Source organism: Agromyces excoecariae (assembly GCF_051715505.1).
Classification (GTDB): domain Bacteria; phylum Actinomycetota; class Actinomycetes; order Actinomycetales; family Microbacteriaceae; genus Agromyces.
In genome coordinates, this window is the sequence record NZ_JBPSLA010000001.1 from 412,044 (window position 1) to 425,684 (window position 13,641).

Consider the following 13,641-nt stretch of genomic DNA (forward strand, 5'->3'; position numbering starts at 1 on the left):
TGCGCCGACCCGCGCTGCAACGAAAGGAACCCGATGGCCGAGCTCGTGCTCGCTGCGGTCACGCCGCACAACCCGCTGCTCTGGCGGGCCATGACCGACCCCGTGCCCGACGACCTGCGGCCGATCGCGGCGAACTTCGCCCGCATCCGCGACGCGGTCGCGTCGCACGGGGTCGACGTGCTCGTCGTCATCGGCACCGACCACCTCCGGCAGTTCTTCTACGACAACTCGCCCGCCTTCGCGATCGGCAAGGCCGACGCCTACCACGGCACCTGGGAGAACGAGGTGCGCACGTTCGGCATGGAGTTCGCCGAGGTGATCGGCCACCGCGAGCTCGCCGACCGGATCGCGGGGCGGAGCGTGCAACCCGATGCGATCGACTTCTCGGTGAGCCTCGAGTGGCGGCTCGACCACGCGTTCGTCATCCCGCTGCAGTACGTGCGGCCCGAGCTCGACCTCCCCGTCGTGCCGATCCACGCGAACGCGTCGATGCCGCCCGTGCCGTCGGTGCGGCGCTTCGTCGCGCTGGGGGAGCACCTGCGCCGCTCGATCGAGGCCTGGGACTCGGATGCGCGGGTCGGGATCCTCACCTCCGGGCACATGGCGAACGACGTCGGCGGTCCCCGCACGTTCGCCGGATCGCCGGACCCCGAGTTCGACGCGCTGGCCGCCGGATGGATGCGCGACGGCGACCTCGACGGCGCGATCCGGGTCTGCAGCGACGTCGACCGCCTGACGGCGGCCGGCAGCATGACCTCCCAGTTCCTGAACGCGATCGCGGCGCTCGCGGCGATGGGCGGCCGCCCGGCCGACTTCGTCGACGTGCCCGAGTCGCGCTTCTCGACGAGTCCGTTCTTCCTCTGGAGCACACGCTGATGAGCGCCTACATGGTCGACAAGTTCATCCGGGCGGTCGAACTCGGCGACGCGACCGTCGCGGAGTACGTCGCCGACCCGTCCGCGTTCGTCGAGCGCTGGCTCTCGGGCGGCGGGACGCCCGCCGGCCCGAGCGACGACCGCGTGCTCACGGACGCCGAGCGGGCCGCGTTCGACGCGCGCGACTTCGGCGCCCTGTACGCCCTCGGCGCGCACCCCTACCTGCTCTGGCACTTCACCGAGGCCGTCTACGAGCACGAGTACACCGAGGGCTTCGGATGGCGCGAGCTCGTCGAGCGCTACCGCGCGGCCGTCGCACCGCGGGGGCTCGTCGACTACATCCCGTGACGGCCCGGCTCGGTTCCCCACAGCGTCGTAAGGCCCGCGTAAGGGAACGGTAAGCGCACCGTCACCGCTCCCCCGTCGCCGCATCGGCCGCTCCGGCATTGACTGCTGGAAGGCCGCCGGACCGGCGGTCGAACGGAAGGGGAACCTCATGCACACCACCCGCATCCGCCCGCTGCTCGGCGCGGCCGCCACGCTCGCCCTCGCCGCCGGCGGGGTGCTGCTCGGCGCTCCGGCGGCGAACGCCGCGGGCGTCACCGGACCTGCGTTCTGGGCCGATGGCGAGCTGTACCGCACCGTCGGCACGCCGACCGACTTCTCGGGCACGGGCGCGCCGGCCCACTCGTTCCAGCCGCTCTACGCCTTCCCCGAGGGGACCCAGGCCAACGTCACGCCGGCCGCGCCCGGCGATCCCGGGTTCCGCGGCGGTCGCTGGGCGATCACCGAGGTGCACCTGCCCGACGGCTACGCCGCGGCACTGGCCTCGGGCGACCTCGACGGCGACGGCGTGCTCGACTCCGCCGAGGAGCTCTGGGCCGCCGCCGACGCGGGCGACCTCGTCGTCGGCGACATCACGCGCTACTTCGAGTGCCCGGTGATCCCGGTGCCGCGCGGAGGCCGCTGAGTCAGTCGCGCCGACCGGGCGCGGCGCCGGCTGCGGCGTCTGCCGCGAGGTCGAGCGCCGCGCCCGCGAGCGCGGCCGACGTGTCGAGGTCGCGCATCCAGAGCGGGGCGGATGCCGCGGCGAACCCACCTCCGACGAGGCCCGGCACGGCCGCGGCGTCCGTCTCGTCGACGAGCCAGCCGTCGAGCACGCCGCCCGCCGACCGGGCGCCGTAGTGGCGCGCGACGGCCGCGGCGTCCGTCTCGACGCCGATCGCCGACAGGCACGCGTCGGCCATTCCGCGCACGACGCGTCCGCCGATGATCGGCGAGACCCCGACGACCGGCGCCGCGGTCGCGGCGAGTGCCTCGCGGATGCCGGGGATCGCGAGGATCGTGCCGATCGACACGACGGGGTTCGAGGGGGCGATGAGCACGACGTCGGCGTCGGCGATCGCGGTCTCGACCCCGGGCGCGGGTCGGGCATCGGCGAGGTTCCGCTGCTCGAAGCCGAGGGCGGGGATCGACGCGCGGTAGCGCGTCCACCACTCCTGGAAGTGCAGCTCGTCGCGGCCCGCGGCGTCGGGGTGCGCCGGGTCGATGCGCACGTGCGTGTCGACCTCGGTATCGGTCGCGGGGACCAGGCGCACGCCGAGCCGCCAGCGGCGCTGGAGCCGCTCCGCGACGTCGGACGGCGCGAGGCCCTCGCGCAGCCACGACGTGCGCGCGAGGTGCGTGCCGAGGTCGAGGTCGCCGAGCGTGAACCACGGCCAGCCGACGCCCCATTCGCGGAGCTCGGCAGCGACGCGCTCGGACTCGCCGGCGCGACCCCAGCCGCGCTCCGTGTCGTTCACGCCGGCCAGGGCGTAGAGCAGGGAGTCGAAGTCGGGCATGAGCCGCACGCCCGAGAGCCAGAGGTCGTCGCCGGTGTTGACGACGACGGTCACGTCGGCGGCGCTCGCCGGGGTGCCGTCGGCGGCGGGCTCGGCGTCCGGACCGGCCGGCCACCGGCGCGCGCACTCCTCGCGCACGCCGCGCGCGAACCGCGCGCCTCCGACTCCGCCCGCGAGCACCGTGATCTTCACCGTTCCACGGTAGCGGCACGGGCGGGCGGGGCCGCCGGGCGTCAGCGCACGAGCACGAGCGAGCCCGACGCGCGCCCCGCGCGCAGGTCGTCGACCGCGGCATCCGCTCGTTCGAAGGCGTACGGCGTCGCGGTGGGCCCGATGCCGAGGCGCAACGCGAGGCGCAGGAACTCGTCGCCGTCGGCGCGCGTGTTCGCCGTGACCGTGCGCAGGTCGCGCTCGAGGAAGAGGTGGTCCGAATACGTCATCGCCGGGACGTCGGTCATGTGGATGCCCGCGAGCACGACCGTGCCGCCGCGGCTCGTCGCCTCGAGGGCGACGGGCACGAGGTCACCGGCGGGCGCGAACACGATCGCCGCGTCGAGCGGTTCGGGCGGAGCATCCCGTTCGTCGCCCACGAACTCGAGGCCGAGCTCGCGAGCGAGGCGCCGGTTCGGCTCGCCGCGCGTCATCGCCACGACGCTCGCGCCGGCGGCCATCGCGAGCCTCGCGGTCAGGTGCGCGCTCGATCCGAAGCCGTAGAGGCCGAGCCGTCCGCCGGGCGGCAGGTTCGAGCGGTGGAGCGCACGATAGCCGATGATGCCGGCGCAGAGGAGCGGGGCGACCGCGACGGGGTCGGCGTCGGACGGCAGCGCGTACGCGTACGCCTCGGGCACCGTGGCGAACCCCGCGTAGCCGCCGTCGGCGTCCCATCCCGTGAAGCGCGCGTCGGGGCAGAGGTTCTCTCGCCCCGACCGGCACCAGCGGCACGCGCCGCACGTCGAGCGGAGCCAGGCGATGCCGACGAGGTCGCCGACCGCCGTGCGGCGAACGTCGGGCCCGGTCGCGACGACCCGACCGACCACCTGGTGACCGGGCACGACCGGGCTGCGGTGCGGCTCGAGCTCGCCGTCGATCACGTGCAGGTCGGTCCGGCACACGCCGCACGCGGCCACCTCGACGACGAGCTCGTCGGCGGCCGGTGCGGGCTCGGGGAGCGTCCCGGCGGTGAGGCGTCCGTCGCCGCTCGTCATCCAGGCATCCATCTCGCGGTCCCCCACCCCTGGCGCGGTGGTCCGTCGCCGCCGATCGCCCCGACTGCCAGCGTGCGACGGATGCCTCGGCGCGCCGGGGACGAAGGTCACCCGGTTCCGTGCGGTCGGACACGGGGCGATCGTCCGCGGCCGCCCGGCCCCGAGGACCAACGGCCTCGCCGCCGCGCCCCCGGGGACGCATGCTGGAGACATGTTCCGTGACCGCGCCGACGCGGGCGCCGCCCTGCTGGACCGGCTCGGGGCGTTCCGCGGCGAGGACGTGGTCGTCCTCGGACTTCCGCGCGGCGGCGTGCCCGTCGCGGCTGCGGTCGCGGAGGGGCTCGGGGCGCCGCTCGACGTGATCGTCGTCCGCAAGCTGGGCATTCCCGGGCAGTCGGAGGTCGCGATGGGCGCCATCGGCGAAGGGGGGGTGCGCGTCATCGACGACGGGCTCGTGCGGCGCGCCCGTGTCTCGGAGGCCCGTTTCGCCGAGGTCGAGCGGCACGAGCAGCAGACGCTCGACCGTCGGGTCGCGCAACTGCGTGGAGGCCGCGAGCCCGAGCCCCTCATCGGTCGCACCGCGCTCGTGGTCGACGACGGGCTCGCCACCGGCGCGACCGCCGAGGCCGCCTGCGAGGTGGCCCGGGCCCGCGGTGCGCGACGCGTCGTCCTCGCGGTCCCGGTCGCGCCGAAGGATGCCGCGTCCCGCGTACCGTCGGCCGACGCCGTCGTCGCCGTCGAGGTGCCGGATTGGTTCATGGCGGTCGGGCAGGCGTACGCCGACTTCCGCCAGACGACGGATGACGAAGTCCTCGCGTTCCTCGAGGCGGCGAGGGCGAGGAGGTCGGGGAGCGCGTAGCGTGGCCGCATGCCCGACTACGGCCGTCCGATCGAGTTCGGAACCTTCATCACGCCATCGGCGCTCGACCCGTCGCACACGGTCGGGCTCGCGCTGGCGAGCGAACACGCGGGGCTCGAGTTCGTCACCTTCCAGGACCACCCGTACCAGCCGAGGTTCCTCGACACCTGGACGCTCATGAGCTGGGTCGGCGCGCGTACGAGCCGGATCCGGATCTCGGCCAACGTGCACAACCTGCTGCTCCGGCCGCCCGCCGTGCTGGCGCGCGCCGCGGCGTCCCTCGACCTGCTCACGGGCGGGCGCGTCGTGCTCGGCATCGGCGCGGGCGGGTTCGCGCCGGCGGCCGTCGCCATGGGCGCGCCGAGCCGGACCCCGGCCGAGCAGGTCGGCGCGCTCGGCGAGGCGATCACCGTCATCCGCGAGCTGCAGGACACGGAGGCCGAGGGCGGCGTGTTCCTGCACCACACCCACTACCCGATCCGCGGGGCCAAGCGAGGTCCTGCACCGGTCCAACGCCCGATGCCGATCTGGCTCGGCGTCCTGAAGCCCAAGGGACTGCGGTTGATCGGGACCGCCGCGGACGGCTGGCTGCCGTCGCTCGGACGCCTCGAGCACGGCGCGGACTCGCTCGACGCCGGGCACGCGATCATCGACGAGGCGGCTCGGGTCGCCGGGCGCGAGCCCCGGAGCATCCGTCGACTGCTGAACATCGGGCCGCGCGACGCGCACCCGGAGACGCTCGCCGACCTCGCCACCCGGCACGGCGTCGACACGTTCGTGGTCGTCGGCGATGACGAGGGCCTCATCGCCGAGCTCGGTGCGCGGATCGCGCCGGAGACGCGCGCGCTCGTCGCGGAGCGGCGGGCGGCTGCGGGCTGACGAGCCCGACGACGACCGATCGGATCGCATCCCGGCGCAGCACGGCGACGACCTCAGCGCGTGACGACCGGGCGCGTGCCAGCGGCATCCGCTGCAGGATCGGGACCTCCGCCCTCTGGACGCGCGGGCGCTCGCGCGCGACGATGGACGCACGGAACCGCACCGGCGCGGGAGGCCCCCATGAACTCGGCAACGCCCCAGACCCACCGGACCGTCGCCCTCGTGGGCGCTTCGGGCTCTGGCAAGACCACACTCGCGGAGGCGCTCCTGCATCGCGCCGGCGCGATCCCGCGGACGGGATCCGTCGAGCAGGGGAACACCGTCTGCGACCACGAGCCCGAGGAGATCGCCCGGCACACGAGCCTCGGGCTCTCGCTCGCCCACCTCGATTGGACCGGGCCCGACGGCACGGCCTACACGGTGACGCTCGCCGACACCCCGGGGCATCCGGACTTCGTGGGCGCGGTCGATGCGGCGCTGTCGGTGGCGGATGTCGCGCTCGTCACGGTCAGTGCGGTGGACGGCGTCGTCGCCGGGACCCGGTCGGCGTGGGATGCCGCGGCTGCCGCCGGCATTCCGAGAGTGGTCGTGGTCACGCAGGAGGACAAGGCCCGGGCCGACTTCCGACGCGTGCTCGCGGAGCTGCGCGCCGAGTTCGGCGAGCACCTGTGGGCGCTCGAGCTGCCCATCGGCGAGGAGGCGGCGTTCCGGGCGATCGCCGACGTGCTGAGCGAGGAGGCGCACGTCTACGACGGCGACGGGACGCACCATGACGAGCCGCTGCCGCCGGAGGCGGAGGCCGAGGAGCACGCGATGCACGTCGAGGTGACCGAGGACATCGTGTCGCACGACGATGCGCAGCTCGAGGCGTACCTCGAGGGCGACGAGCCGTCGGCGGCGGAACTCGAGCGGACGTTCGCGCGGGAGGTCGCCGTCGGGGAGGCCGTGCCCGTGCTCGTGTGCTCGGGGGTGAACGGCACCGGCGTCGACCGGGTCGCGGACCTCGTCTGCGAACTGACGCCCGCCGCGACCGAACGCGACGGGCGCATCATCGTCGGCGAGGGAACGGGCGGGTCGGAGCTGAAGGTCGCGCCGAACGAGGCGGGCGACACGCTCGTGCACGTCTTCCGGACGGTCGCCGACCCGTTCGTCGGCCAGGTGTCGATGCTCAAGGTGCTCTCGGGCACGCTCCGGACGGGTGACAAGCTGCGGAACGCGACGACCGGCGTCGACGAGCGGATCCACGGGCTGTTCCGGCTGCGCGGGGCCGAGCACGTGACGGCGGGAACGCTGGCCGCGGGCGAGGTCGGGGCGGTGGCGAAGCTCACCGGGTCTCCGTCGGGTTCGCTGCTGTGGTCGCGACCCTCCGGGACAGCTCGGCCGGCGGCGACGCCTCCGCGTCCGCCCGTGTACGCGGTCTCGCTCGAGCCCGCGTCGCAGTCGGACGACGAGAAGATGCCCGTGGCGCTCGCGCGACTGACCGCCGAGGACCCGACGCTCGTGGTCGACCGGGCGGGCGAGCACACCGTGCTGCGCGGTCTCGGCGACACGCACGTCGCGGTCGCGGTCGAGCGGCTCGCACGCATCTTCGGTGTCAAGGTCGAGACCCGGCCGGCACCGGTGGCGTACCGCGAGACGATCGCCGGCTCGGCCTCGGTCGAGGGCAAGCTGAAGAAGCAGTCGGGCGGACACGGGCAGTTCGCCGTCGTGCAGCTCACCGTTTCTCCGCTGCCGCCCGGCGACGGGTTCGAGTTCGTGGATTCGGTGACCGGCGGTGCGGTGCCGCGCCAGTACATCACGGCGGTCGAGAAGGGCGCTCGTGACGCGCTCGCGTCGGGCGGACCGCAGGGCCACCCGGTCGTCGACGTGCGCGTCGAGCTCACCGACGGCAAGACGCACTCGGTCGACTCGTCCGACATGGCGTTCCGCACGGCCGCGTCGATCGGCGTGAAGGCGGCGCTCGCCGAAGCCGGGACGGTGCTGCTCGAACCCGTGTCGAGCGTGACGGTGACGGTGCCGAACGACCTGCAGGGCGCCGTGCTGACCGACCTCTCGGGGCGTCGTGGGCGCGTGAGCGCGACCGAGGCCGCGAGCGACGGACGGGCTCGGGTCGTGGCGCACGTGCCCGAGGCGGAACTCACGCGGTACGTGCTCGACCTGCGCTCGATCACGGCCGGCCAGGCCGAGCTCACGATCACGCCCGACCACTACGCGAAGGCGCCGAGCACGGCGCGTGCGTGAGCGCGGCGCGGTCGGGCCCCTGCGTGACCGCGGCGCGTGCGTGAGCGCGGCGCGTGCCTGAGCACGCTCCGGTTGGACGCGGTGGCGTCCCTGCTCGCGTCGTCGGCCGCGCGCCCGCAACTCAGGCCGCGGCATCCGTCATCTGCAGCTCGAACCGTGCCCGCCCGCCGAGCCGCGGCACGCGTTCGGGATCGACGTGCGGCGGAGGGATGAACCAGATGGCACTCGCCTCGGGGCGGATGGTCCATCCCTCGCGATGGATGAGGTGGTGGCAGAAGCTGCAGAGGAGCACGCCGTTCGAGAGGTCGGTCGGCCCGGCGTCGCGTTCCCACCAGCGGATGTGGTGCGCCTCGACGTAGCCGACGTTCTGACCGCACGACGCGCAACCGCCGTCGCGCTCGCCGAGGGCGAGTCGCTGCGCGCGGGTGAAGAGGCGGGCGCTGCGGCCGAGGTCGAGCGGGAGACTCGGACCACCGAGCACCGCGGGGATGAGTTCCGCGTCGGCGGCCAGCCGCCGGGCGGTGGCCGCGGAGATCGGTTGGCCGAGTCCGTCGATGCGGGCGTCGCCGTGTCCGGTGACGAGCGCCTCGAAGTCGACGCGCACGACGACGGTGGTCTTCGCGAGCGGGGTCGACGTCGCTTCGCAGCCGAGGGCGTGGCGCGCGATCGCCGCCAGCGCATCGGCCTGCAGCTGCGGTATCGACCGTCGGTCGTCGACCACCGGGCGCGGTTCGCCAGGGCGCGGGTCGCGTCGCTGGAGCGACTCGCCGACGAGTGCCTCGACGGCCGCCTTGACCGGCGCCGCCGTCTCGGGGTCGAGCCTGGCGTGCAGGTGCACGACGCCGTGGCGGTCCTCGCGCATCGTGAGCGAGCGCTCTGCGCGCACCTGCGCTTCGCGTGGTTCGACCCCGTCGGCGTCGAGGCGTGCTTCGGCTTCGCGGATGCCGCGCAGCAGCAGTTCGACCGGCGCCCGTTGGGCGAGCTCGGTGAGGGCGGCCTCCGCCACCTCGACCAGTTCGGCATCGCAGCGCGGCGCCACGCGGTCGAGCATGGTCGTGATCGCGGACGCGGCGTCGACGCTGACTGCCGCGCGGGCGAGTGCGCGGGCGAGGTGCGGCCGCCGGGGCGGCATCCGCTCGCCGACGAAGGATGCGCGGGTGGCGGTCGCGGAACCGACGGCGATGAGTCGGGCGGCATCGCTCCGAGACGCACGGGTGGACGCGGCGACGAGTCGACCCGCGTTGTGGAACCCCTGCGCCTTCGCGAGCCCGAGTTCGCCGAACTCGGGACCGGATCGTCGGGCGACCTCTGCGGCGGCGCGTGCGAGCAGCGAATCGACGCCACGGCGCAGCGCGGCGAGCGCATCGGTCACCCTGACGAGCCCGGGGTCGCTCATCTGCTCGAGGTCGCCCTGCGCGTCGCCGAGGATCGAACCGAACGCCGGCATCGCCTCACCCCATGCCTCGCGCAGCGCGCCGAGCTCGTGCTCGAGCGTCGCCAGGGGTTCGTCCATGCTTCGATCCTGCCCCGACCCACCGACATCTCCGGGCCCGTCGATTCAGACGCTGACCGGGATATTTCGCCTGTGAAGAGGTCGGCTCCCGAGCGGGCTGGGGAGGACGGGAGAGTCTCGCCGCAATGCGGCAGGAGGGGAGGTTCGGGTCGGGAGTGCGAGCGGCCGGCACGGCGCCGGCGCCACCCCCTCAGTACCCGCCCGCAGCGAGGTGCTGCGCCGCCACCGCGAGCGCATCCGCCAACGGCGCCGCGCCCTCCCGCACCGCGCCCACGGTGACCCGCACGAACTCGCGCTCCCGGACCGCGCCCCTCGCCGCCACTGCGGCACCGCGCACCGCGGCAGCCCCCGCCACCGGCGACCCGTTCGCCGCCGCGAGGAACGGCGTCCCGCCGGCCACGCGGATCCCGGCCGCCGCGAGCTGCACGAGCGTCGAACGCTCCGACTCGACCGGCATCCAGAGGTTGATCCCGTCGGCGCGCATCACGGGCACGCCCCGCGCGCGCAATGCGTCGCCGAGCGCGCGTTGGCGCGTGTAGTACGCGCGGCGCGCCTCGGCGACGGCGTCGATGGCCGCGCCGTCCGTCAGCAGGTCGAGCAGGATCGACTGGAGCATGCGCGAGGTCCAGCCGGGGCCGAGCATGCGCCGGGCCATGATCCGGCCGATGAGGTCGCGCGGGCCGCCCACGGCGGCGATCCGCAGGTCCGGTCCGTGCGACTTCGAGAAGCTCCGCACGTGCACGACGCGGTCGGGCAGGTGGGTGCCGAGCGTGACGTCGCCCTCGGTCGAGATGAGTCCCGAGTGGTCGTCCTCGACGACGACGAGGTCGACGCCGTGCTCGTCGACGGCCGAGCGGATGACTCCCGCCAGCGCCGCGGCGCGCGAGGGCGTCATCGACGCTCCCGTCGGGTTCTGGGCGCGGGGCTGCAGCAGGATGGCGGCCGGGCGGCGCCGCAGGGCGGTGGCGAGCCCGTCGGGCGACATCCCGTGCTCGTCGATGGCGACGGGCACGGCCTCGGCGCCGAGCAGGTCGAGGAGGTCGAGGAACGGCGGGAAACCCGGATGCTCCACGATGACCCGGTCGCCGAAGCGGACGACCTGCTCGAGCGCGCGTGAGATCGCGTCGAGTGCGCCGTCGACGACGACGATCGATTCGGCTTCGCTGGGCCACGATTCCCTGAGCACCGTCGCGAGCGCCGGGATGACGGGCTCCGCCTGGTAGCTGCCGACGTCCGCGCGGGCGGACACGCGCGAGAGCGCGGGGCCGAGCGGCGGCAGCAGCAGCGGATCGGGCGTCCCGCGCGAGAGGTCGAGTCGGACCGGGTCGTCGGGCGCCGCCATCCCGCGCATCCGCACGGCGGGGCCGGCCGCGGCATCCCGGCGCACGAAGCTCCCGGCACGGCCGCGCGACTCGATGAGCCCGGCACGTGCGAGCGCCTGCCACGCCTGGCTGATGGTGGCGGGGCTCACGCCGAGCGTCGCGGCCAGTTCCCGCACGGTGGGCAGGCGCACGCCGGCCTCGAGGTCGCCGCTGTTCACGAGCCGGGCGAGGTCGGCCGCGATGCCGCGGGGGGTCGTGTCGGCGAAGGGGGCGAGCGACGTCAGCTCGGAGACATCCACTCGAATACCTGATCGCACCATTGCCTCCTCACGAAGCAAGGGACAGGATGTTTAACCACCACGTCACAGAGTGAAACACAAGGGAAATGTTCACGCCGAAGAATAACAGAACGGGTCGCAACCCCGATCTGGCATCCGCCGCCGGTCCCCAGCCGGCGTCGATTCTCGGCACCACTGCTCGGCGTCACCGCACGCACGGCAGGCACTAGCGCACCACGCACCGCGCGCCCAGTACCCGCCAGCGGACGGCAACGACGCCGACCGACTCAGGAGGCACCATGACGATCGTTCGAGCGGCCATCACCCAGACCACGTGGACGGGTGACAAGGAGTCGATGCTCGACAAGCACGAGCAGTTCGCACGCCAGGCCAAGGAGCAGGGCGCCCAGGTGATCTGCTTCCAGGAGCTCTTCTACGGGCCCTACTTCGGCATCACGGAGGACGTGAAGTACTACGACTACGCCGAGCCGGCCGACGGGCCCATCGTGCAGCGCTTCGCGGCGCTCGCGAAGGAGCTCGAGATGGTCATGGTGCTCCCCATCTACGAGGAGGAGCAGCCCGGCGTCTACTACAACACCGCGGTCGTCGTCGACGCCGACGGCACGATCCTCGGCTCGTACCGCAAGCACCACATCCCGAACCTCGACAAGTTCTGGGAGAAGTTCTACTTCCGCCCCGGCAACCTCGGCTACCCCGTCTTCCAGACCGCCGTCGGCCCGATCGGCGTGTACATCTGCTACGACCGGCACTTCCCCGAGGGGTGGCGCGAGCTCGGCCTGAACGGCGCGCAGATCGTCTTCAACCCCAACGCGACCAAGCCCGGCCTCTCCAACCGCCTGTGGGAGATCGAGCAGCCCGCGGCAGCGGCCGCGAACGGCTACTTCATCGGCGCCGCGAACCGCGTCGGCCTCGAGGACAACGAGTACGGCGACCTCGCCGTGAACTTCTACGGCAAGAGTCAGTTCGTCGACCCGCAGGGCAACATCGTCGGCGACTACGGCTCGGAGAGCGACGAGGAGGTCGTGGTCCGCGACCTCGACATGGACATGATCCGCCAGGTGCGCAACGCCTGGCAGTTCTACCGCGACCGCCGGCCGGAGTCGTACACGTCCATCCCGAAGCCGTAACCCGACGAGACGCGAAGGAGCCAAGCGCATGGCCACCACCCTCATCTCCGGCGGAACCGTCGTCAGCGCCACCGGCCGCGCCGCGGCCGACGTGCTCGTCGACGGCGAGAAGATCGTCGCCGTCCTGCAGCCCGGCAGCCAACTGCTCGGCACGGATGTCGCGGCATCCGTCGACCGCGTCGTCGACGCCACCGGCAAGTACGTCATCCCCGGCGGCATCGACGCCCACACCCACATGCAGCTGCCGTTCGGCGGCACCGAGGCGTCCGACACGTTCGAGTCGGGCACCATCGCCGCCGCCCACGGCGGTACGACCTCGATCATCGACTTCGCCGTGCAGACCTACGGCCAGCGCATCGAAGACGGGCTGGCCGCCTGGCACGAGAAGGCCGGCGGCAACTGCGCGATCGACTACGGCTTCCACCAGATCGTCGGCGACGTCAACGAGGCCTCGATCGAGGCGATGAAGCGGCTGCCCGACGAGGGCGTCTCGAGCTTCAAGCTCTTCATGGCCTACCCGGGCGTCTTCTACTCCGACGACGCGCAGATCCTGAAGGCCATGCAGGTCTCGCGCGACACCGGGATGCTCACGATGATGCACGCCGAGAACGGCCCGGCGATCGACGTGCTCGCCCAGCAGCTGGTGGACCAGGGCAAGACCGACCCGTACTACCACGGCATCGCCCGCGCCTGGGAGATGGAGGAGGAGGCGACGCACCGCGCGATCATGCTCGCGAAGCTCACCGGCGCGCCGCTCTACGTCGTGCACGTGTCGGCCAAGCAGGCCGTCGAGCAGCTCGCCTGGGCGCGCGACAAGGGCCAGAACGTCTACGGCGAGACCTGCCCCCAGTACCTCTACCTCTCGCTCGAGGACCAGCTGGGCGCGCGGAGCGACGAGTGGGGCGCGTTCGAGGGCGCGAAGTGGGTGTGCTCCACGCCGCTCCGCAGCCGCGCCGAGGGCCACCAGGACTCGATGTGGCAGGCCCTCCGCACGAACGACCTGCAGATGGTCTCGACCGACCACTGCCCGTTCTGCATGAAGGACCAGAAGGAGCTCGGGCTCGGCGACTTCCGGAAGATCCCGAACGGCATCGGCTCGATCGAGCACCGCATGGACCTCATGTACCAGGGGGTCGTGACGGGGGAGATCACCCTCGAGCGCTGGGTCGAGCTCACGTCGACCACGCCCGCCCGCATGTTCGGCCTCTACGGCACGAAGGGCGTCATCCAGCCGGGCGCCGACGCCGACATCGTCGTCTACGACCCGAACGGCCACACGTCGATCGGCCTCGACAAGACCCACCACATGAACATGGACTACTCCGCGTGGGAGGGCTACGAGATCGACGGCAAGGTCGACACGGTCATGAGCCGGGGCAAGGTCGTCGTCGAGGACGACGCCTACGTCGGCGCCAAGGGCGACGGGCGCTACCTCAAGCGCGGCCTGAGCCAGTACCTCATCTGATCGGGAGAGGAACCC

At 73.2% G+C, this 13,641-nt stretch carries 12 protein-coding genes; 8 read left to right on the top strand and 4 right to left on the bottom strand.

The window, feature by feature from the left end:
* The first annotated feature begins 33 nt into the window (after positions 1-33).
* The 3 genes from ACSJD1_RS01920 to ACSJD1_RS01930 all read left to right on the top strand — a co-directional run bounded on the left by ACSJD1_RS01920 (position 34) and on the right by ACSJD1_RS01930 (position 1,845).
* Complete coding sequence (locus ACSJD1_RS01920) at positions 34-876, top strand: DODA-type extradiol aromatic ring-opening family dioxygenase (protein ID WP_438853625.1); 843 nt, start codon at positions 34-36, stop codon at positions 874-876.
* The gene (locus tag ACSJD1_RS01925) at positions 876-1,223 is read left to right on the top strand and encodes a hypothetical protein (RefSeq protein ID WP_438853626.1); all 348 of its coding nucleotides are present in this window, start codon (positions 876-878) and stop codon (positions 1,221-1,223) included. The genes ACSJD1_RS01920 and ACSJD1_RS01925 overlap by 1 nt, the downstream gene beginning before the upstream one ends.
* A gap of 148 nt (positions 1,224-1,371) precedes the next feature.
* Positions 1,372-1,845 (top strand): hypothetical protein, encoded by a 474-nt coding sequence (locus tag ACSJD1_RS01930; protein WP_438853627.1) that lies wholly within the window; start codon positions 1,372-1,374, stop codon positions 1,843-1,845.
* Position 1,846: 1 nt separating this feature from the next.
* Here ACSJD1_RS01930 and cofD read toward each other — a convergent pair whose 3' ends face one another.
* Both cofD and ACSJD1_RS01940 read right to left on the bottom strand, forming a co-directional pair.
* Complete coding sequence (cofD, locus tag ACSJD1_RS01935; protein WP_438853628.1) at positions 1,847-2,908, bottom strand: 2-phospho-L-lactate transferase; 1,062 nt, start codon at positions 2,906-2,908, stop codon at positions 1,847-1,849.
* Between the two features lie 41 nt (positions 2,909-2,949).
* Positions 2,950-3,921: a zinc-dependent alcohol dehydrogenase family protein gene (locus tag ACSJD1_RS01940; protein WP_438853629.1), complete on the bottom strand. Its 972-nt coding sequence runs from the start codon at positions 3,919-3,921 to the stop codon at positions 2,950-2,952.
* A 211-nt stretch (positions 3,922-4,132) separates the two neighbouring features.
* On the opposite strand from ACSJD1_RS01940, the gene ACSJD1_RS01945 reads away from it, so the two are divergent.
* The 3 genes from ACSJD1_RS01945 (at position 4,133) to ACSJD1_RS01955 (ending at position 7,900) form a co-directional block, all read left to right on the top strand.
* Positions 4,133-4,780, top strand: coding sequence for a phosphoribosyltransferase (locus tag ACSJD1_RS01945; protein ID WP_438853630.1), 648 nt, complete (start codon positions 4,133-4,135; stop codon positions 4,778-4,780).
* Between the two features lie 9 nt (positions 4,781-4,789).
* On the top strand, positions 4,790-5,659 hold the full coding sequence (locus ACSJD1_RS01950; protein WP_438853631.1) for an LLM class flavin-dependent oxidoreductase: 870 nt from the start codon (positions 4,790-4,792) through the stop codon (positions 5,657-5,659).
* A gap of 180 nt (positions 5,660-5,839) precedes the next feature.
* Positions 5,840-7,900, top strand: a complete 2,061-nt coding sequence (locus ACSJD1_RS01955; protein WP_438853632.1) for an elongation factor G — start codon at positions 5,840-5,842, stop codon at positions 7,898-7,900.
* 121 nt (positions 7,901-8,021) lie between these two features.
* On the opposite strand, the gene ACSJD1_RS01960 is transcribed toward ACSJD1_RS01955, so the two are convergent.
* Positions 8,022-9,413, bottom strand: coding sequence for an HNH endonuclease signature motif containing protein (locus ACSJD1_RS01960; RefSeq protein ID WP_438853633.1), 1,392 nt, complete (start codon positions 9,411-9,413; stop codon positions 8,022-8,024).
* A gap of 190 nt (positions 9,414-9,603) precedes the next feature.
* Positions 9,604-11,034 carry an aminotransferase-like domain-containing protein gene (locus ACSJD1_RS01965; RefSeq protein WP_438853634.1) on the bottom strand — a complete coding sequence of 477 codons (1,431 nt, stop codon included), beginning with the start codon at positions 11,032-11,034 and terminating at the stop codon, positions 9,604-9,606.
* A 278-nt stretch (positions 11,035-11,312) separates the two neighbouring features.
* Here ACSJD1_RS01965 and ACSJD1_RS01970 point away from each other — a divergent pair, with 278 nt between their 5' ends.
* Together ACSJD1_RS01970 and hydA are read left to right on the top strand one after the other, a co-directional pair.
* A complete protein-coding gene (locus ACSJD1_RS01970; protein ID WP_353814564.1) occupies positions 11,313-12,161 on the top strand; it encodes a nitrilase-related carbon-nitrogen hydrolase in 849 nt (282 codons plus the stop codon).
* 28 nt (positions 12,162-12,189) lie between these two features.
* Positions 12,190-13,626, top strand: coding sequence for a dihydropyrimidinase (hydA, locus tag ACSJD1_RS01975; RefSeq protein ID WP_438853635.1), 1,437 nt, complete (start codon positions 12,190-12,192; stop codon positions 13,624-13,626).
* The last annotated feature ends 15 nt before the right edge of the window (positions 13,627-13,641 follow it).